The sequence below is a fragment of the Streptomyces malaysiensis subsp. malaysiensis genome (assembly GCF_040653035.1).
In the GTDB taxonomy this organism is placed as follows: Bacteria; Actinomycetota; Actinomycetes; order Streptomycetales; family Streptomycetaceae; genus Streptomyces; species Streptomyces malaysiensis.
Genome location: NZ_JBEZNG010000010.1, coordinates 306,378 through 325,253, shown reverse-complemented (window position 1 = coordinate 325,253; position 18,876 = coordinate 306,378). Strand labels below are relative to the sequence as shown.

Genomic DNA, 18,876 nt, shown 5'->3' with positions numbered 1-18,876 from the left:
CGCGTCTTCTGATGAGACATCGGGCTGTGCGGGCCCTCCCCGGCGGCGGCTCAGCATGTCTCGCCACTGAGCGCAAGCGCCGCCCTCACTACGAACCCCTGTAGTACGAACACGTGTGTTGCCCGTGGGGCGGACGGCTTCAAGAATGACGGGCCTCAACCGAGTGTGAGGTCCCGAATGAGCAAGCACCGCAGCAGCACGACACACCGCCGCAAGATAGCCATCGCCGCGCTCGCCGTGGCCGCCGTGGGCGTTCCCTCCGCCGCGATGGCATCACAGTCCGGCGCACCCGCGCGTTCCCACTTCGCCCACGCGCGCTCCCACTCCGCGACCCCCGGGGGCTCCCCGTCCGCCACCTCCGCGGGTTCCCCCTCCGCCACCCCCGCGGGTTCCTCCTCCGCGGCCGCCACCGACCAGCAGGAAGTGGTGGACCTCGTCAACAGCGAGCGTGGCAAGGCCGGTTGTGAGCCGCTGACCGTGAACGAGAAGCTGACCAAGGCCGCCCAGGACCACAGCGAGGACATGGCGGCCCACGGCGATATGTCGCACACCGGCTCCGACGGCTCCTCCCCGGGCGACCGGATCGAGCGCGCGGGCTACTCCTGGCGGGCCTACGGCGAGAACGTGGCCTACGGCTATGACTCGCCCAAGAGCGTCATGGCGGGCTGGATGAACAGCTCCGGCCACAAGGCCAACATCCTGAACTGCGATTTCAAGGAGATCGGCGTCGGCCTGGCGCAGCCCGGCAACTACTGGACGCAGGACTTCGGCACCGCCCGATAGCTCATCCCCCGGCTGTCCGGGGCAACCGGCCCAGCCCCAGCGGCGCCGGCGGCGGGAGGGGGCGGGCCGGTTCGGCCCGCCCCGCCTCGAAGGACCGCAGGAGGTGGGCGACCAGCCGCCGGGACGCGGCCGGTGCGGTCGTGGCATCGCCGATGACACCTCGGTTGGCCAGGAAGACCAGGCTCAGGTCGGACACGTCGAAGTCCTCGCGCAGCCGCCCCGCGGCCTTGGCGCGCCGGACCACCTCGGCGAAGCCCTCTTCGATGCGCGGCAGCTCCCGCTCGAAGCCGGCCGAGTCGGGGAACGATGACAGCAAGGCGTCGTTGAACTCCCGGTCCTGCGTCTGCGAAGCACACACCGTCTCGATGATCCGGCGAAAGGCCCGCCACGCGTCGTCGTCGGCCAGGGCGTCGTCGACGATCGCCGCACAGGCGGTGAACTCGTCCGAGAACACCTCCGCGACCAGCGCCTCCCGGGTGGGGAAGCGCCGGTAGAGCGTGGCCACCCCGACCCCGGCACGACGGGCGATGGTGGCCATCGGCACATCGAGCCCACGCGAGACGAACAGCGCCCGTGCCGCATCGAGGACGCGCCGGCGGTTGGACGCCGCGTCGGACCGCAACCCCGGACTCCCGGTGTCCCGAACACCGGTGACGGGCGCTATATGAGAGACGTGAGCAGGCATGTTTCTCACCTTACGCCGACCGGGCGGTTTCCCCCCTTGCGCGCATTAGCGTGGGCGGCCACCCCGATGTGCGAAAGGGACGATGAGGGCGATGAACGAGATGCGCGCGGCGCGCTACGACCGGTACGGACCTCCCGAGGTGCTGTACGAGGGCACGCTGCCCAAGCCGGTGGCCGGTCCGGACGAGGTGCTGGTCCGAGTGCACGCCACGAGTGTGAACGGCGGCGAGCTCTCGGGCCGGGCGGGCAAGCTGAAGCTGGTGACCGGGAGGAGGTTCCCGAAGGGCATCGGCGTCGACATCGCCGGGGAGATCGCCGAGGTGGGCTCCTCCGTGCGCCATCTCGCGGTGGGCGACCGGGTGTGGGGTGCGATGCCGCACCTGACGTTCGGGGCGGCCGCCGAGTACGTGGCCGTCCGGCCCCGTCAGCTCTCCTACGCCCCCGAGGGCATCGATCTCGTCCGGGCCGCGGCCCTGCCCGGGGTCGGCACCACGGCCATCACGGCGCTGCGCGACAAGATCGGTCTGAGGAGTGGCGAGCGGTTGCTGGTGCGTGGCGCGGCCGGCGGTGTCGGCAGCGTCGCCGTCCAGCTCGGACACGCGCTCGGCGCCCATGTCACCGCGCTCGCCGGAGCGAAGACGCTCGACCTCGTCCGGGAGCTCGGCGCCGATGAGGCACATGACTACCGGACCACCGGCCCGACCGCCCTCGGGCCGTTCGACGCCGTGCTGGACACGGTGGGCACCGGGCTCGGCGCCTATCGCGAGCTGCTGGCGCCCGGCGGGCGCATGGTGGCCATCGCCTTCGATACCGACCGCCCGCTGTCCTCGCTGGGCTCCGTGCTCCTGTCCACCGTGCACGGCTCACGGCGGATGCGGTTCTTCACCGGCAATCCCATGCACCAGCTCTTCGCGGACCTCGCCGCGTATGTGGAGAACGGGGCGATCCGGCCGGTCATCGACACCGTCCATCCGCTCTCCGATATCGGTCGGGCGCATCGGGCCATGGAAGCCGGCGGTGTTCGCGGCAAACACGTCATCCAGGTGATATGAGGCCATAAACAGAGAAACGCCCCGGCTGCCTTGACGGCCGGGGCGTTTCTCGGCGTATATTGGGGATTTCCATGTGCCAATGCATTCATGGCATAGGGAAACCTGATGAAGTCATCGTATCCCGGCGGGAGTCGAATTGTCAAATGAGGAATGGGACCGTGAGCAAGAATTCCTTGATCTGCTCAACGGTCGCCTCGCCGAGCTCAGGGCACAGGCCGAGGAGGCGGTGACCGAGGCGCTGACCCTGGAGGGCACCACCTTCCAGGCGCGGCTGGAGCGCGATGTGCTGGTGGCCGAGCGGTCCGGGCTGCTCGCCGCGTTCGAGGCGGGGGAGCGGGGGCTCTGTTTCGGCCGGCTGATGTTCCGCGACGGCCGCGACCACCACATCGGCCGGATCGGCATCCGGCGCGATGACGAGGACCGCACCCCGCTGGTCGTCGACTGGCGGGCCGATGTGGCGCGTCCGTTCTATCTCGCCACCGGGCACACCCCCATGGGGCTGCGCCGCAGGCGCCACATCACCACCGAAGGCCCTGAGGTCACCGGGTTGCACGATGAGATCCTGGACCTCTCGGACACCATACGGACCGGGCACGAGGGGTCCGACGCGGACGCCGTGCTGCTGGCCGCGCTCGACGCCGCGCGCACCGGCCGGATGCATGACATCGTGCAGACCATCCAGGCCGAGCAGGACCAGATCATCCGCGCCCCGCACCGCGGCGTCCACGTCGTCGAGGGCGGCCCCGGCACCGGGAAGACCGTCGTCGCGCTGCACCGTGCCGCGTATCTGCTCTATGCGCACCGGGAGTCGCTGGCCCGCCGCGCGGTGCTGATCGTCGGGCCCAACCCGGCCTTCCTCGGCTACATCGGCGAGGTGCTGCCCTCGCTCGGTGAGACCGGTGTGCTCCTGGCCACGGTCGGCGAGCTCTTCCCCGGTGTGACGGCCACCGGCACCGACACCCCCGAGGCCGCCGAGGTCAAGGGCCGCGCCGAGATGGCGGATGCCCTGGCCCGCTGCGTACGGGACCGGCAGACGCTGCCCGACCCCGCCATCGTGATCCCCCACGACGACGGCGAGCTGGTGCTGGACAGGGACATCGCCTCCGAGGCGGGCCACAAGGCCCGGGAGACCGGACTGCCGCACAACCTCGCCCGCCCCCACTTCGCGTTCCGCGTCATCGACGCCCTCACCGACCAGCTCGTCGACCGGATCGGCGCGGACCCCTACGGCGGGCCCAACCTCCTCGGCGCGGACGACATCGCCCAGCTCGGCAAGGCGATCGCGGTCAACCCCGAGGTGCACGCCGCCATCCAGGAGCTGTGGCCCGCCCTCACCCCGCAGCGGCTCGTGGCCGACTTCCTCGACGACCCCCGCCACCTCTCCGACGCCGACGCCGCCGCGATCCGGCGCACCGACGGCGAATGGACCCCCGCCGACGTCCCGCTGCTGGACGAGGCCGCCGAACTCCTCGGCCACGACGACTCGGCGGCCCGCGCCGCCGAGGAGGCCGAGCGCCAGGAGCGCATCGACTACGCACAGGGCGTGCTCGACCTCTCCTACGGCTCCCGCACCCTGGAGTTCGAGGACCGCGAGGACGAGGAGTCGGAGGTGCTGGCCGCCCACGACCTCATCGACGCCGAACGGCTGGCGGACCGCGCCGAGGAGCGCGACCACCGCAGCGCCGCCGAACGCGCCGCCGCCGACCGCACCTGGGCCTTCGGCCACATCATCGTGGACGAGGCCCAGGAGCTGTCCGCGATGGCCTGGCGGCTGCTGATGCGGCGCAGCCCGACCCGTTCGATGACACTGGTCGGCGACCCCGCGCAGACCGCGGAACCGGGCGGCTGCGGCTCCTGGTCCTCGATCCTGGAGCCGTATGTGGGCGACCGCTGGGAGCACACCCGGCTCGGCGTCAACTACCGCACCCCGACCGAGATCATGGAGGTCGCGGCGCGGGTGGCGCGCACCGTCGACCCCGCCTTCCAGCCGCCGCGCTCGGTGCGCGCCACGGGCGTGCGTCCCTGGGCGGCGCACACCGGCGATCTGCCCGGTGCGGTGGCCGCGGCGGTGGCGCGGGAGACCCGCACCGAGGGCCGGCTCGCGGTGATCGCCCCGAGGGACCGCCATGACGGGCTGTCAGCCGCCCTCCCGCAGGCGTCCACCGGCCGGTCCCCGGACCTGACCAGCGCGGTGGTGCTGCTCGACCCCCGGCAGGCCAAGGGGCTGGAGTTCGACACGGTGATCGTGGCCGAGCCCGCGGAGTTCGGCACCAGCGACCTCTATGTGGCGCTCACCCGGGCCACCCAGCGGCTGGGCGTGCTGCACACCGGGCCGCTCCCGGAGGGCCTGCGCGACCTGACCGGGCCGGCCGATCTGTTCGAGCCGACCGAGCCGACCGAGCCGGCCGATCACGAGGGGTCCGACGGCTCCGCGGGGACGGTGATGTCCCGGAACTCGGCCCGCGCGTCCTCGGTGTAGGCGCCCACGCTCCCCGCCGTGTACGGGCGCTCCCGGTCGGTGAAGCCCACCACATGACGGTCGTCCACCGACACCGTCATCCGCGGGCCGCGCTGCCGGACTCGTACGTCCGACCAGTCACCGACCGGGAAGGGGCGGGTGCCGGTGGCCAGGAACCGCTGCCCGCCCCGATACGCCGGGTCCCGTTTGCCCAGCTCCCAGCCGTTGGGTTTGAGCGCCACGTAGTAGAAGTGCTCGGGGTCGGTGTACGCCCACACCAGCCACGCCACTTCCCAGGGATTGGGCTCGGGTGTGCGCAGCTGCTCCGCCGTGCGCATCCGGGCCCGGAAGTCCACGCGCCCGTAGCGTGCGGTGGAGACCACCAGACAGGCGTGGGTGAGGTCCTCACGGCGAGCCGTTCGCGGAGTGAGCGTCAGCTCGTCCGCCCCGCCGGCGTTTCCGCCGTAGCCGTGGAACACCGACCGCCATGGGCCGTGCACCGAACCGTCCCGCCAGGTCTCGACGATCGAAGGCGGCCGCTTCCGGTCCCATGCGCCGGACAGCGCGAGCGCCCCCACCACCACCACGAGGACGACGGCCAGCACAAGCCCCCCGGAACGCCACCCTGTGCGCCCTCGTAACGACGACGTCATGCCACCGGATCATACGAGCCGGACGCGTCGCGCCGTGCGGTGTTCACCGCCTCCTCATATCCGAAGTCCTCGGTGAGCCGCGCCATGATGCGGTCGGCCGCCCGGCCGTCGCCGAACGGGTTCCCCGCCCCGGCCATCCGCGCGTACTCCTCCGGATCGTCCAGCAACCGCCCGGCGGCGGAGAGGATCGCGTCCGGGTCCGTGCCCACCAGCCGGGCCGCCCCCGCCTCCACCGCCTCGGGGCGCTCGGTGGTGGTCCGCAGCACCAGTGCGGGCTTGCCCAGGCTCGGGGCCTCCTCCTGTATCCCGCCGGAGTCGGTGAGCACCAGATCGCAGTCGGCGAGGGTGGCGGCGAAGTCCAGGTAGTCCAGCGGATCCACCACCCGCACCCCCGGATGGCCGTCCAGCTCCGGCAGCAGGGCCTCCCGCACCGCGGGGCTGCGGTGCAGCGGCAGCACCAGCTCCACATCGCCGCGGTCGGCCAGTCGGCGCAGCGCCGCGCCCATCGCCCGCATCCTCTCCCCCTGGTTCTCCCGGCGGTGCAGGGTCAGCAGCACCTTGCGGTGCGCGGTGCGGAAGGCGCTGCGCCCGGCGCCCTCCTCCAGCACCCATAACAGGTTGTCGATGACCGTATTGCCGGTGGTGATCACCTGCAGGGGCGGTACGCCCTCGGCCCGGAGCTGGGCGGCGGAGCGGTCGGTGGGGGCGAAGTGCCAGCGGGCCACCCGGCCGATCATCCGCCGGTTGAGCTCCTCGGGAAAGGGGTTGTCCAGGACACCGGTGCGGAGCCCCGCCTCGACATGGGCCACCGGCGTGCGTTCGTAGAACGCGGCCAGCGCACCGCACAGCGCCGTGGTGGTGTCGCCCTGGACCACCACCAGATCCGGCCGTTCGGCGCGGATCACCGTGCCCAGACCGTCCACCAGCCGCGCGGTCAGCTCCGACAGCCGCTGCCGGTCCCGCATCACGGCCAGGTCGGTCTTCACCCCGACCCCCAGCAGACCGAGCATCTGCTGAAGCATCTCGCGGTGCTGACCGGTGGTCACCACCACCGGCTGGAACCGCGCGGAGGCGGCCATCGCCCGGACCACCGGGGCCAGTTTGATCGCCTCCGGGCGGGTTCCGAGCACCAGCATGGTGCGCACGGTGCGCGGCGGACGCGGCGCGGGGGCGGCGTCCATGGACGACAGGGACACGGGTCTGCCGATGGGGGACATGGGTCTCCTTGACGAGAGGAGCGAAGAGGGAAGGAGCAACCGCACAAGCGGGATGGCACAGGACGTGCGAGAGAAACCGGTGGTGAGGTGCGCAGGCGGTGCGTGAGGTGCGAAAGGTTCAGCTACGGGCGGTCTTGAGCCAGGTGCGCTTTCCGGTGACGGCGCGCCACAGCCCCCACCAGCCGGCGGCGAACCAGATGTAGCCGTAGATCACGAAGATGTGGCCGAGCAGTACCGCGTGGAGCGCGCCGAGCGAGGATTCGCGCCGGCGGTAGACGAAGCCGTAGATCCAGGCCGCGGTGAACGAGAGCAGATACGGGCCCAGGAACCACATGGTGGAGACCAGCGGCCGTCCCGCCTGGAGGGAACCGGCGATCGTGCCGAGAACCGCCACCATGAAGGAGGCCGGGAGCAGCGAGGTGAGCAGGATCAGCACCGGGCTGGACAGGTGGTAGATCAGATCCATCGCCGCCCGGCCGGGCACCTCCCGCAGGATCAGCGGGACCAGGTTGGCCGACTGGAGATGCCCCTGGAACCACCGGGACCGCTGGCGGATCAGCCGCCGCAGATCCAGTACGGCCTGCTGGGAGACGGCCGCCGTGGTGCAGTGCTGATTGGTCCAGCCCTTGGCGATCAGCCGCACCCCGAGGTCCAGGTCCTCGGTGAGGCTGTCGCTCCAGGGGTTGTCGCCCAGTGAGTCCAGCGCGGACAGCCGCATGAACTGGCCGTTGCCGCCCATGCCGACGCTGCCGATGAAGCGGCGGGCGCTTTGGAAGATATCGCCGTAGACGACGAACTCCATGTCCTGCATCCGGGCCAGCAGTCCCGCGCGGCGGTTGTACATCCGGACGCCGATCTGGGTCGCGCCGGTCCGCGGGTCGTTGAAGAACGGATCGACCGCCTCGATCACATGCGGGTCCAGCCGGCCGTCCGCGTCCACCACACAGACGATGACCTGGTCCGGATCGCGGCCGCCGAGCAGCCCCGAGGCGCGCAGCAGCCGCACACCGTCGTTGAGCGCGGCGCCCTTGCCGAGGCGGGCGCGCGGCAGTTCGCGCTGATGGAGCCAGACTCGCTCGGGATCCGCCGACCGGGCGATTTCGGCGGTCCGGTCGTCGGAGGCGTCGTCGATGACCAGGGCGACGCACTTTCCGGCGGGCAGGGCGGTGATTCGCGCAAGGCTTTCGCCCAGTACTTTCTCCTCGTTCAGACAGGCGAGCAGAAAGACATAGAAGCGTTGTTCACCGGAGCCGGAACGGTGTGGCAACCGGCGGCGGGACAGCAGGAACAGACCGAAGTTATAGGTACCGGCCATCACGATGATGGCGACGCTGGCCCATATCAGCGGCTCATCGGTCACGTCCGGTCCACCGCGGACAGGTCCTTGGCCCCGGAGGCGCTGGAACCGGTCGCGGAACCACGGGCACGTAATCGTATTCGAGCCGCCAACAGGCCGAGAACAATCAGGCAGTACAACAGAAAACCCGCCCCGGCGGTTGCCTGCAAAGCTCTGGCAACCGGAATTCCAGGAATCATTTCCGGTGCCGCGGCCAGGCCGACCAAGGGCAGCACTGATCCCACAGCAGACCTACCATACATCGGTCCCCCCACTTGAAGTTGGCGCAGGAGTGCCGGACGCCTCCCCATGGGCCGACCTCTGCGCGCTTACGGAAGGTACCAGACACAACACGGCCGGAGGTGAGCTCCAGTTGAACTTTCAAGACGTAATTTTCTGCCCCATCGGCCCCATTGACAGGCGGCGGGAATCATCAGAACAATCTCCGGATTGTTGAGCTCCGTGATCCCGCTGATGGAATTCCGCGGGGAACCAGCCATGATCCGTATGCGCCGACCGGCCATGATCCTCAGGCCGTAATCGGCCATGATCCGCTGTTTCCCCGCTGTCCCGTTCCATGCAATGCGGGACCCGAATGAGGGGGGTAAAGAGCATGACGGAACCCTTAAGAAGAACACGGCCGGCCTGGCTGGCGTTGATCGCCCTCGCCATCGCCGCCCTGCTGGGAGGCGGCTTCCTGGCACCCGCGGCGTCGGCCCGGGAGGGCCGGGGGGACGCCGCCGGGTCGGCGGCACAGAGCCCGGCGACCGGTGTGAACGCCAAGGACCTCAAGGGCTGGGCGGCCGCCCAGCGGTCCGCCGACCGGGAGCGCCGCGCCGAGATGGCCGGAAGGCACACCGGCGAAAAGCGGACATCGACCCACATCCGGCAGGCGCTCCGGGCCGCCGGACCGCGGGCGAACCGCGCACCGCGGGCCCCCGAGCCCGGCCAGGCCAAGACGCTCGTCCTGTACGACACGGCGGGCCCGTACGGACACCTCGGTGAGCTGTACGCGATGGGCGTGGCCAACCTCGGCGGCCACTTCGGCACCGTGACCACCAAGCCGGTCCAGGAGTACACCCCCGGCCTGCTGGAGAGCTACGACGCCACCGTGTACATCGGCTCCACCTACTACGGCGACGAGATCCCCGACGCCATACCGGAGGACTTCTACCTGGACACCCTGCTCTCCGAGCGGCCGGTGACCTGGATCGGCGAGAACATCTGGAACATGGCGAACTCCGTCAGCCTCCAGGAGTTCGCGTACCGGTACGGCTGGGACCCGACCTCGTCGTTCTACGACGTGGACGGCAGCGTCGGCCAGATCACCAAGGTGAACTACAAGGGCCAGGAGCTCACCCGGAAGATCCCGGCGGGCCAGGACCCCGGTGTTCTGCACCCCCACATCACACCCGGTGGGGACAACGCCACGGTGACCGAGCTGGCCCAGGCGGTCGACACCGCCGGTGGCGCGGAGAAGAACTCCCCGTGGGCGATCCGCTCCGGCAACCTGACCTACGTCGGTGAGATCCCCTTCACCTATGTCTCCGAGTCCGATCGGGTCATCGCCTTCCAGGACCTGCTCTTCGACGCGCTGGCCCCGGACACCGCCGAGCAGCACCGGGCCATGGTGCGCCTGGAGGACATCACCCCGCTCTCCGACACCACCAGCCTGCGGGCGATCGCGGACTACCTGAAGTCGAAGAACATCGCCTACGGCATCAATGTCATCCCGGTCTACAGCGACCCCAAGGGCGTACAGAACAACGGTGTGCCGCGGACCGTACGCCTCTCCCAGCGCCCGGCGCTGGTGAACACGCTCAAGTACATGCTCAGCAATGGCGCGGTGCTGATGGACCACGGCTACACCCATCAGTACGGCAACGTCGACAACCCGTACAACGGGCTCACCGCCGATGACTTCGAGTTCTTCCGGGCCCATGTGGACGCCACCGACACGGTGGTCTACGACGGCCCGGCGGCCGAGGACTCCGCCGAGTGGGCACAGGAGCGGGTCACCGCCGCCCTGGCCGAGTTCGCGCGGGTGAGCCTGCCCACGCCGAAGCTGTGGACCACTCCGCACTACGCGGCCTCGGCCACCGACTACAAGGTGTTCGCGCAGAACTTCGCGGCCCGCATGGAGCGTCCGCTGTACTTCTCCGGCACTCTCTCCGGCACCCCGACCGACTCCAGCCGCTACCTGGGGCAGTTCTTCCCGTACCCGGTCACCGATGTCTACGGCACCAAGGTGCTCCCGGAGAACCTGGGCAGCTACGAGCCCGAGGCCCACAACAACAACCCGCCCCGGCTGGCGGCCGACCTGATCAACAACGCCAAGGCCAACTTGGCGGTACGGGACGGCTTCGCCAGCTTCTACTACCACCCCTACCAGCCGGTCGAGCCGCTGAAGGAGACCGTCGAGGGCATCCTGGCCCTCGGCTACACCTTCGTCAGCCCCGAGAGCCTGATCTGAGCCCGGCCTGATCCACCGTCACACCGTCCGTGTGCCGTTCCCGGTCCGCCCCGCGCGGGCCGGGAACGGCCGCGTAGTACCGGGTCCCTGCCCGAGGAAGGCCCTGCCCCGATGAGAGCGCTGAGGCGGGCGACCGCGGCGGTCACCGCCGCCGTCGCCGTCCTGACCGGATGCTCGTCCGATACGGACGACGACCGGCCCACCCCCCATGGCCAGGTGCGGGGCATCACCCTGCCCGCCTGGAACACCGATGACTACGACCGCCCCGAGGCCCGTCGCTATCTGCGCCAGATCGCCGGCACCGGCGCCCGGTGGGTGGTCTTCACCCCCACCTGGTACCAGAACGGGACCCGGCGCTCCACGCCGCACACCACCGAGGAGACCGCGAGCGACCGCAGTGTGCGGCGGATCGTCGGCCTGGCCCACGGCGCCGGGCTGAAGGTGATGCTCAAACCGCATGTGGACCTGGTGGACGGCGGCGACCGGGCCGGTATCCGGCCCGCCGACCCGGACGCCTGGTTCACCGCGTACCGGCGCTTCATCACCCACTACGCCCGGCTGGCCGGCGAACTGGACGTGGAGCAGTTCGCCGTCGGCACCGAACTGGCCGGCACCTCCACCGACCGGCGCCGCTGGACCCATGTGATCGACGCGGTGCGCGACACCTACGACGGCACGCTGACCTACGCCGCCAACTACGACGAGTACGCCCGTATCCGTTTCTGGGGCTCCCTCGATCTGATCGGCATCGACGCCTACTGGCCACTGGCCGACTCCGCCACCGCCGACCCCGCCCGGCTGGCGAAGGGCTGGAAGCCGATCGTCGCCGAACTCGCCGCGTTCTCGGCCCGGTTGGACAAGAAGATCCTGTTCACCGAGGCCGGTTACGTCAGCCAGCGGGGCACCGCCGCCGAGCCGTACTCCTGGACCGTCAGCGAGCGCGCGGCGGCGGATGAGCAGTCCGCCGCGTATGACGCGCTGCTGACCGCCCTCGACGGCCGGCCGTGGTGGGCCGGGGTGTGCTGGTGGATGTGGGACGACTGGCCGGACAGCGGCGAGACCGCGCCCCGGCTGGCCTACACCCCCCATGGCAAACCCGCCGAGCAGGTGCTGCGCCGCTGGTGGCGGGCGTGACCCGGGAGGTGTGGACCGGCCGCCGCCGGTCCTGAGGAGCGGTTCTCGCCGGAGCCGCTCCTGCCAGGGGCGGCTGTCGCGCGGGACACCCGCCACAGTCCGAAGACGGCCTCGACCCCTCCGATCGCTTCGGCAGCCGCGTTTCCGGCCGCCGACCGCCTACGATCCCGCTGTGGCCCACTTCCGCATCCAGCGGCGCTCCCCGCTGCCCGCCGGTGAGACCTGGCGACGGCTCACCGACTGGCGGCGCCACGGCGCCCATGTACCACTGAGCGGCGTCACCGTGCGTCCGGAGGGGCCGACCCGGGTGGGCACGGTGGTCGTGGTGCGCACCGGTGTGGGCCCCGCCGGATTCGACGACCCCATGGAGGTCGTGCGCTGGGATCCACCCGCCGGTGACGCTCCCGGCGGGTGCAGGCTGGAGAAGCGTGGCCCGGTGGTCCTGGGATGGGCCGAGATCGAGGTGCGCCCCCGGGGCGGCGGGTCCGAGGTGGAGTGGCGCGAGGAGGTGCGGCTACGGGGGCTGCCCCGGCTGTTCGACCCGCCCACGGCCTGGTCCGGCCGACTGCTTTTCGGCCGTGTGGTCGACGCGCTGCTCAAGCAGTGACGGGCGCCCGTCCCGAACGTATGAGGCGCTCTTCAAGTGGCCTGCCCCGTACGGCATTTGACGGCCATCGCCCGGCACGATCATCCGCGCTCGCGGCTGGGTAGGGATACGCCGGGGCCCATATCGCACACGGCCCCCAGCACCCAGCATCCCGTACGGCGCACCGCACCCGCCCCGGCATCACCGCACCGCCCCCGAAGGCCGCCGAACGCCACGGAGGAGATGGCCCATGCGCAGTCGCTCCAGCACCCTGGCCCGTGTCACGGTGTTGTTCACCCTGCTCACCCTGCTGCTGCCCACCGGCGCGGCCGCCACCGCGGCCACCGCCCCCGGGCCGCTGCCGGTCGTCACCCCGCGCCCGCAGGAGATGTCCCGCATCGGAGCGGATGTCCATGTCCCCGACCGGGTCCGCCTCGTCATCGCGGACGGTGTGGACCGCCCGACGCGTGATCTGATCACCTCGGTGCTCCGCCGCGCGGGGGCCTCGCGCATTCAGGACGGCGCCGGGCCGAAGCTGACCGTGACCGTCGGCCGGATCGCCGATCCACGGGTCGTGCGGGCGCTGCGGGCCGCCGGGGGCCGGGTGCCGGGCGGCCCGCTTCCGGCCGAGGGCTATGCGCTCGCCGCGAGAGGTACCTCGGTGGCGCTCGCGGGCGCGGACTCGGACGGCGTGTACTACGCGGCGCAGACGCTGCGTCAGCTGGTTTCCGGCCACCGGGCGATCGCTTCCGTCGCGGTGGCCGACCAACCGCTGATGCCGCTGCGCGGGGTGATCGAGGGCTTCTACGGAAGCCCCTGGACCCACGCCGAGCGGATGGACCAGCTGGCGTTCTACGGGGACGTCAAGATGAACACCTACATCTACGCGCCGAAGGACGACCCCTACCACCGGGAGAAGTGGCGCGAGCCGTACCCGGCCGCCGAGCTCGCCGAGCTCGGCGAGCTCGTCCGGCAGGCCACCGACCACCATGTGCGGTTCACCTTCGCCGTCTCCCCGGGGAACTCCATCTGCTACAGCGACCCCGCCGACATCGCCGCGCTGGAGGCCAAGCTGGACGCGGTCTACGAGCTCGGGGTGCGCAGCTTCTCCATGCCGCTGGACGACATCAGCTACACCCGCTGGAACTGCGAGTCCGACCGCGCCACTTACGGAGACCCCTCGTCGAAGGCCGCCGCCGAGGCGCAGTCCGACCTGCTCAACACGGTGCAGAAGGCGTATCTGGACGAACGGGCGGGCACCAGGCCGCTCCAGATGGTGCCGACCGAGTACGGGGACGTCACCGACACCCCGTACAAGCGTGTTCTGCGCGAGCGGCTGGACACACGGGTCGAGGTGATGTGGACCGGAACGGATGTGGTGCCGCCGCGCATCACCGTCGCCGACGCGGAGCGGGCCGCGGGCGTGTGGGGGCGGAAGGTCTTCGTCTGGGACAACTATCCGGTCAACGACTACGGCCAGGCCGAGGGCCGGCTGTTGCTCGCTCCGTACGACGCCCGTGAGCCCGGACTGCACCGGCAGCTCTCGGGTCTGGTCCTCAACCCGATGAACCAGGCCGCCGCCAGCAAGGTGGCCCTCTTCGGCGGAGCGGACTTCGCCTGGAACGACACGGGCTACGACGCCACCCGCACCTGGGAGGCCGCCGCCCGCCACCTCGCCGGGAGCGCCCCTGGCACGCGGCCGGGGCGTTCGGACGACACCGTTCGCTCACTGCTGGCCTTCTTCGACACCCAGCATCTCGCGCCCACCTTCGGCGCCGAACCCTGGCAGCCGCAGGCCCCCGAACTCGCCGCCCGGCTCGACCGGTTCCGTACCGCCTGGGAGGCGGGGCACGAGCGGACGGCCCTGCGCGATCTGCGCCCGTACGCCAGGCTGCTGGCCGAGGCCCCCGAGCGCATCAGGGCCGGGGCGGCCGACCGGGGATTCGTGGCGGACAGCGCGCCCTGGCTCGAGGCGCTGTCGCTGTGGGGGCGCGCCTTCGAGCGCACCCTGGACGCGCTGGGCGCCCGTCTCGACGGCCACGACGCCGATGCGGCCCGGTGGTTCGCCGAGGCGGCGGCCGACGCGAGGCGGGCCGGGGAGATCCGCACCATCCCGGGTGAGACCCGCCCCGAGGGGCCGGTGCGCATCGCCGACGGGGTGCTCGACACATTCATCGCCGAGTCGGCCGAGTCGGCGGAACCGGCGGAGACCGGCTGAACTGCCCTGACCCCGCCCGGGTTGTCGAAGCGCTTGCACGCCCCCCCAAAGGGGGTGGTGACTCTAGGGTGATCATGCACTACGCTCCGTAGCATGGGGGTTTTGGGGGAACGAACGGGACGAGGGACCGCGGTAGTGATCGGCGGAGGTCTCGCCGGGGTGCTGGCCGCATGGGCGCTGCGTGGATATGCCGAGCGCATTGTCGTCGTCGAGCGCGACCGCTATCCCGAGCGGCCAGCGTTCCGCTCGGGCGTTCCGCAGGGGCGCCACGCGCATCTGCTGCTCGAGGCCGGACACCGGGCGCTGGAGGAGCTGATGCCGGGTACGCGCGAGGAGTTGCGGGCCGCCGGTGCGGTGCGCGTTCCGATGTCGGGTGTGCGCTGGCTTAGCGCGGCCGGGTGGCTCGCGAAGTACGAGAGCGAGGTCGCGTTCCTCTCGTGCACCAGACCGCTGCTCGACCACACCGTGCTGCGCCGGGTGCGCGGCGAGCCCACGGTGCGCTGGCTGGAGAACACGGACGTCGTCGGACTCCTCGGCACACCGGCCGAGGTGACGGGCGTCCAGGTCCGGGCACGTGGCGACGCCCGCGCCCAGGTGCGCGAGGTGCGTGCCGAGATGGTGGTGGACGCCTCCGGGCGCACCTCCTCGCTCCCCTCCTGGCTGGCCCAGCTGGGCTGCCCGCCCGCCCCCGAGGAGCGCGTCGACGCGGGCGTGTCGTACGTGAGCCGGCTGTACCACCGCGCGGCCGGGCCGGATCCCGGCTTCGACGCGCTCTATCTCCAGACCAGGGCCCCCGACGTGCCCAGGCTCGGTGTGGTGCTGCCCGTGGAGGACGGCCGGTGGATCGCCAGCCTCGGCAGTATGCGCGGTGCGCAGGCGGAGCCCGGTACGGCCGGTTTCGACCGGCAGCTGCGGCTGCTGCGCGACCCGAGCCTGCGCGAGCTGCTGGCCCGGGCCCAGCCCGCAGGTGCGGTCCGCGGCTTCTGGCCCGGCCCGGGTGTGCGGCGTCACTACGAGCGCCGGGCGCCGGGCGGCCTGGTGGTCATCGGAGACGCCGTGTGCACCTTCAACCCGGTCTACGGCCAGGGCATCACCGTGGCCGCGCTCGGCGCCCGCGCCCTGCGGGCCGCCGCCGAGCGCCACGGCTCCATCGGCCACCGTATGGCGGACACCGCCCGTAAGGGCATCGCGGCCGCCACGAACACCGCCTGGATGCTGTCCTCCAGCGAGGATGTGCGCTTCCCCGCCACCACCGGCGGCCCCGCCGGGTTGCCGGTCCGCGCCCAGCACCGCTATCTGGACCGGGTCATCCGGCGGGCCACCGTCGACCCGGCGGTCTGCAACGCCCTGCACGAGGTGATGTCCCTGGTCGCAGCCCCTACCGCGCTGATGCGCCCCGCCGTTCTGAGGTCCGTTTTACGCGGGGGAGGAAGCGGCCGACCCGCATCCCCCTAGTGATCGTCACGGCGTACGGACGGTGCTGGTGGACCGCCCTAGCATCGGCAGCATCCGGGTGTTGAGGCCATACCGGACCCATGCCCCGACCCATGTCAACGGACCACCAGACGGCGCCCCATCAGGAGCACAGCGTGCGAGCGACTTTCGCGGATTTCGCCATCGATCCGCCTCGATTCGGCAATGCCACGGCCCGGTACGCAAAGTGCCACCCCGACCGTGACCGGCTCGCGATCGGCGCGGGCGCGAGTGTCGAACTCGACTTCGCTCTGGACCGCGACGAGCTGCCGGAGCAGCTGACGCTGACCCTGATCGCACGGGTCTCACCACTGGGGGAATCCCTGGGATGGGCGCCGATCGACATCACCGTCAACGGGCATGCGGTGATCGAGCAGTTCACCGTGCCCGGTGGCGCCCGGCCCCGGGAGGTGGCGTTCGCGGTCCCCGGTGAGGCGCTGGTGGCGGGCGCGAACACGCTGTACGTCCGTGGCTGCGACGAGGCGCGCGGCCTGCTCTGGCTGTACCGGATCACCGTCGAGCCCTCACGCATCCGCGCCCGTATGCACCTCATGGCGGAGGAGCAGCGCGCCGAGGCCGCGGTGTGGGCCTATCGCACCGAGTGGCGCGCCCCGGGCTCGGCCGCCTGGCGGCCCGCCCCGCGGCTGCTGGTCCATCTGGACCGGGGCGAGGGCTCGCTCCCGGTCCGGCTCGCCTGGCGCGGGCAGGACGGTGCGGAGGCGTCGATCGGCTTCCAGCCGGCGATGACCGAGTTCTACGGACACCGCCGGGCCGCCGACGGCGCGCTCACCGAGTACCGGGGGGCGCTGGAAGGGCGTTCACCGCTCCGGGACAGCGCGTTGGAGGAGGTGATGCACCGCTTCCGCACGGTGGAGGGCGGCGGGGCCGGGGGCCGCCACCTCGGCCGGGAGCTGCGTCTGCTGATCGAGGACGGGGGACCGCCCGTCGAGCGGGTCATCTGGGGCGACCCGGCGGGGCACTCGGGCACGGTGTCGCTGCTCGCCGCCGAGCCGGGCCCGGAGGCCGAGGTGACCGACCTGGTCACCAGGGTCCGGGCGCACAGCGAGTTCACCGAGGCGGGCGAGGTGGCGGAGAACCTGCTGCACGACTCATGTCACAAGTGGCTCGGCCATGGGGACAGCGCCTGGCTGGAGTTCACCCTGCGGCGCCCGGCCGCCGTCGGTCACTACGTCCTGACCTCGGCGAACGACATCCCGGGCCGCGACCCCAGGGACTGGACCTTCAAGGGCTCCAACGACGGGGAGCACTGGGTGGACCTCGACTTCCGCATCGAGGAGAGCTTCGCGCACCGCCATCAGCCCAGGGGATTCACCTTCCCCGCCCGCACGGCCTATCGCCACTACCGCCTGGAGATCACCCGGAACGCGGGGGAGGACCAGATCCAGCTCTCCCAGGTCCGGCTCTTCACCTCCGCGCCCCAGCCGAAGGGCTTCATCGGCCACTACCAGCGGGCGGGCGAGGCGCCCACCGGATACCGCGGCACATCGGTGACGGCCGCCGCGGAGCCGGAGTCCGCGGCGGCATTGCCGCGGACCATCGAACAGTGGCGGTCGTATCTCGCGGAGTACAGCGCGACCATCCTGCGGGTGGCCGACGAGGAGGAGCTGAGCGAGGTCGGCGACGAGCAGCGGGCCGCCGGCTGGCTCGGGTTCGAGGGCGCGGACGAGGAGAGCGTCCTCGCCCTGGAGGAGCGGCTCGGCACCCGGCTCCCGCCCAGCTACCGAGCCTTCCTGGGCGCCTCCGACGGCTGGCTGAACATCAGCCCGTTCATGTGGCGGATGCGGTCGGCCAAGGCGGTCGGCTGGCTGCGCGAGGCCGACTACGAGACCTGGCGTCTCATCCGGGGCGGCGAGGGCGACGACTGGGACGACACCGCGTTCATGGACCGGGTGCTGTTGATCTCCGAGGAGGGGGACGCCCAGCACTGGCTGCTGGACCCCGCCGATGTGTCCGAGGACGGGGAGTGGGCCGCCTACATCTGGGCGAGCTGGTATCCGGCCCTGGGGGACCGGCACGCCTCGTTCGCCGAGCTGGTCGCCGAGGAGCGCACCGGCTTCGAGGACCAGGCGGCCCCCGAGGTCCGTACGGCGCGTCCCGAGAGCGCCGAGGAGCTGGTGGCCGAGGGCAGGGCGCAGGCCCTGCGGGGCGAGGTGCGCAAGGCGATGGCCACCTTCGAGCAGGCCACGGTCAAGGGGTCGGGCGCGGGCGCGTATCTGGGGATCATCCTGGGGGCGTTCCTCGACATCAGCGCCGCCCACCACTGGATACGCACCGGCATCCTCGGCAACGCGCACGTCATGGAGGCGATCGGGATGGAGCAGTTACGGGCCGAGGCCGCCCCGCTCTATCTGCGCTGTGCGGCCGAGGAGTGGACCGGCGCCCCGGGCGGCTATCTCCCGGCCCTCGGCGACATCCTGCCGCGGCTCCCGGAGGGCGTCGACGGTGTCGTGGGCGCGGGCGGTGTGGCCGCCGGTGGCGCCGCCACCGAGGGCGACGACACCGCCGCCTGGATGGCCAGGGCCGCCGCCTTCGCCCCGCAGGCCCTCCCCGAATCCCGCACCTTCCAGCAGGCCCTGGACCTGGCCAGGGCACTGGCCGACCGCGGTGCCACCGATCAGTCGTGGGCCGTGATCGAGGCCGCCCTGCCCCACTGGCACGGCGACTCCCCGCACCGCATCGCCCCGGTCGTCCTTCTCACCGATCCGGCCTTCCGCGAGGTGATCACCCCGGCCCGGGCGCGTCGCGTCGTCACCACGCCCCGCGGGGAGTTCCGCGGGTAGCGCTCGGC

13 protein-coding genes are annotated in these 18,876 nt (G+C 71.5%); 9 read left to right on the top strand and 4 right to left on the bottom strand.

The window, feature by feature from the left end:
- The first annotated feature begins 177 nt into the window (after positions 1-177).
- The gene (locus AB0E24_RS22450) at positions 178-783 is read left to right on the top strand and encodes a CAP domain-containing protein (protein ID WP_359379315.1); all 606 of its coding nucleotides are present in this window, start codon (positions 178-180) and stop codon (positions 781-783) included.
- Between the two features lies 1 nt (position 784).
- On the opposite strand, the gene AB0E24_RS22445 is transcribed toward AB0E24_RS22450, so the two are convergent.
- Positions 785-1,468 (bottom strand): TetR/AcrR family transcriptional regulator, encoded by a 684-nt coding sequence (locus tag AB0E24_RS22445; protein WP_359379312.1) that lies wholly within the window; start codon positions 1,466-1,468, stop codon positions 785-787.
- A gap of 91 nt (positions 1,469-1,559) precedes the next feature.
- On the opposite strand from AB0E24_RS22445, the gene AB0E24_RS22440 reads away from it, so the two are divergent.
- Both AB0E24_RS22440 and AB0E24_RS22435 read left to right on the top strand, forming a co-directional pair.
- Positions 1,560-2,519 (top strand): NAD(P)-dependent alcohol dehydrogenase, encoded by a 960-nt coding sequence (locus AB0E24_RS22440; RefSeq protein ID WP_099012493.1) that lies wholly within the window; start codon positions 1,560-1,562, stop codon positions 2,517-2,519.
- Positions 2,520-2,655: 136 nt separating this feature from the next.
- Positions 2,656-4,998, top strand: coding sequence for a HelD family protein (locus tag AB0E24_RS22435; RefSeq protein ID WP_359379308.1), 2,343 nt, complete (start codon positions 2,656-2,658; stop codon positions 4,996-4,998).
- Here the strand turns inward: AB0E24_RS22435 and AB0E24_RS22430 are convergent.
- From AB0E24_RS22430 to AB0E24_RS22420, 3 genes are all read right to left on the bottom strand, one after another.
- Complete coding sequence (locus AB0E24_RS22430; protein ID WP_359379305.1) at positions 4,929-5,630, bottom strand: 3-keto-alpha-glucoside-1,2-lyase-like domain-containing protein; 702 nt, start codon at positions 5,628-5,630, stop codon at positions 4,929-4,931. The genes AB0E24_RS22435 and AB0E24_RS22430 overlap by 70 nt on opposite strands.
- On the bottom strand, positions 5,627-6,766 hold the full coding sequence (gene wecB / locus AB0E24_RS22425) for a non-hydrolyzing UDP-N-acetylglucosamine 2-epimerase (RefSeq protein ID WP_435865310.1): 1,140 nt from the start codon (positions 6,764-6,766) through the stop codon (positions 5,627-5,629). The genes AB0E24_RS22430 and wecB overlap by 4 nt, the downstream gene beginning before the upstream one ends.
- Before the next feature lie 199 nt (positions 6,767-6,965).
- Positions 6,966-8,207 (bottom strand): glycosyltransferase family 2 protein, encoded by a 1,242-nt coding sequence (locus tag AB0E24_RS22420; RefSeq protein ID WP_087684144.1) that lies wholly within the window; start codon positions 8,205-8,207, stop codon positions 6,966-6,968.
- A gap of 589 nt (positions 8,208-8,796) precedes the next feature.
- Between AB0E24_RS22420 and AB0E24_RS22415 the strand changes: the two genes are divergently transcribed.
- From AB0E24_RS22415 to AB0E24_RS22390, 6 genes are all read left to right on the top strand, one after another.
- A complete protein-coding gene (locus AB0E24_RS22415; RefSeq protein WP_147966249.1) occupies positions 8,797-10,656 on the top strand; it encodes a DUF2334 domain-containing protein in 1,860 nt (619 codons plus the stop codon).
- A gap of 111 nt (positions 10,657-10,767) precedes the next feature.
- Positions 10,768-11,790, top strand: coding sequence for a glycoside hydrolase family 113 (locus AB0E24_RS22410; protein WP_069873948.1), 1,023 nt, complete (start codon positions 10,768-10,770; stop codon positions 11,788-11,790).
- Positions 11,791-11,962: 172 nt separating this feature from the next.
- On the top strand, positions 11,963-12,397 hold the full coding sequence (locus AB0E24_RS22405) for an SRPBCC family protein (RefSeq protein ID WP_069873951.1): 435 nt from the start codon (positions 11,963-11,965) through the stop codon (positions 12,395-12,397).
- A 229-nt stretch (positions 12,398-12,626) separates the two neighbouring features.
- Positions 12,627-14,594 carry a glycoside hydrolase family 84 protein gene (locus AB0E24_RS22400; protein WP_359379296.1) on the top strand — a complete coding sequence of 656 codons (1,968 nt, stop codon included), beginning with the start codon at positions 12,627-12,629 and terminating at the stop codon, positions 14,592-14,594.
- Positions 14,595-14,729: 135 nt separating this feature from the next.
- A complete protein-coding gene (locus tag AB0E24_RS22395; protein ID WP_250854202.1) occupies positions 14,730-16,049 on the top strand; it encodes an NAD(P)/FAD-dependent oxidoreductase in 1,320 nt (439 codons plus the stop codon).
- 134 nt (positions 16,050-16,183) lie between these two features.
- Positions 16,184-18,868, top strand: coding sequence for an SMI1/KNR4 family protein (locus AB0E24_RS22390; protein WP_359379293.1), 2,685 nt, complete (start codon positions 16,184-16,186; stop codon positions 18,866-18,868).
- Positions 18,869-18,876 lie beyond the last annotated feature (8 nt).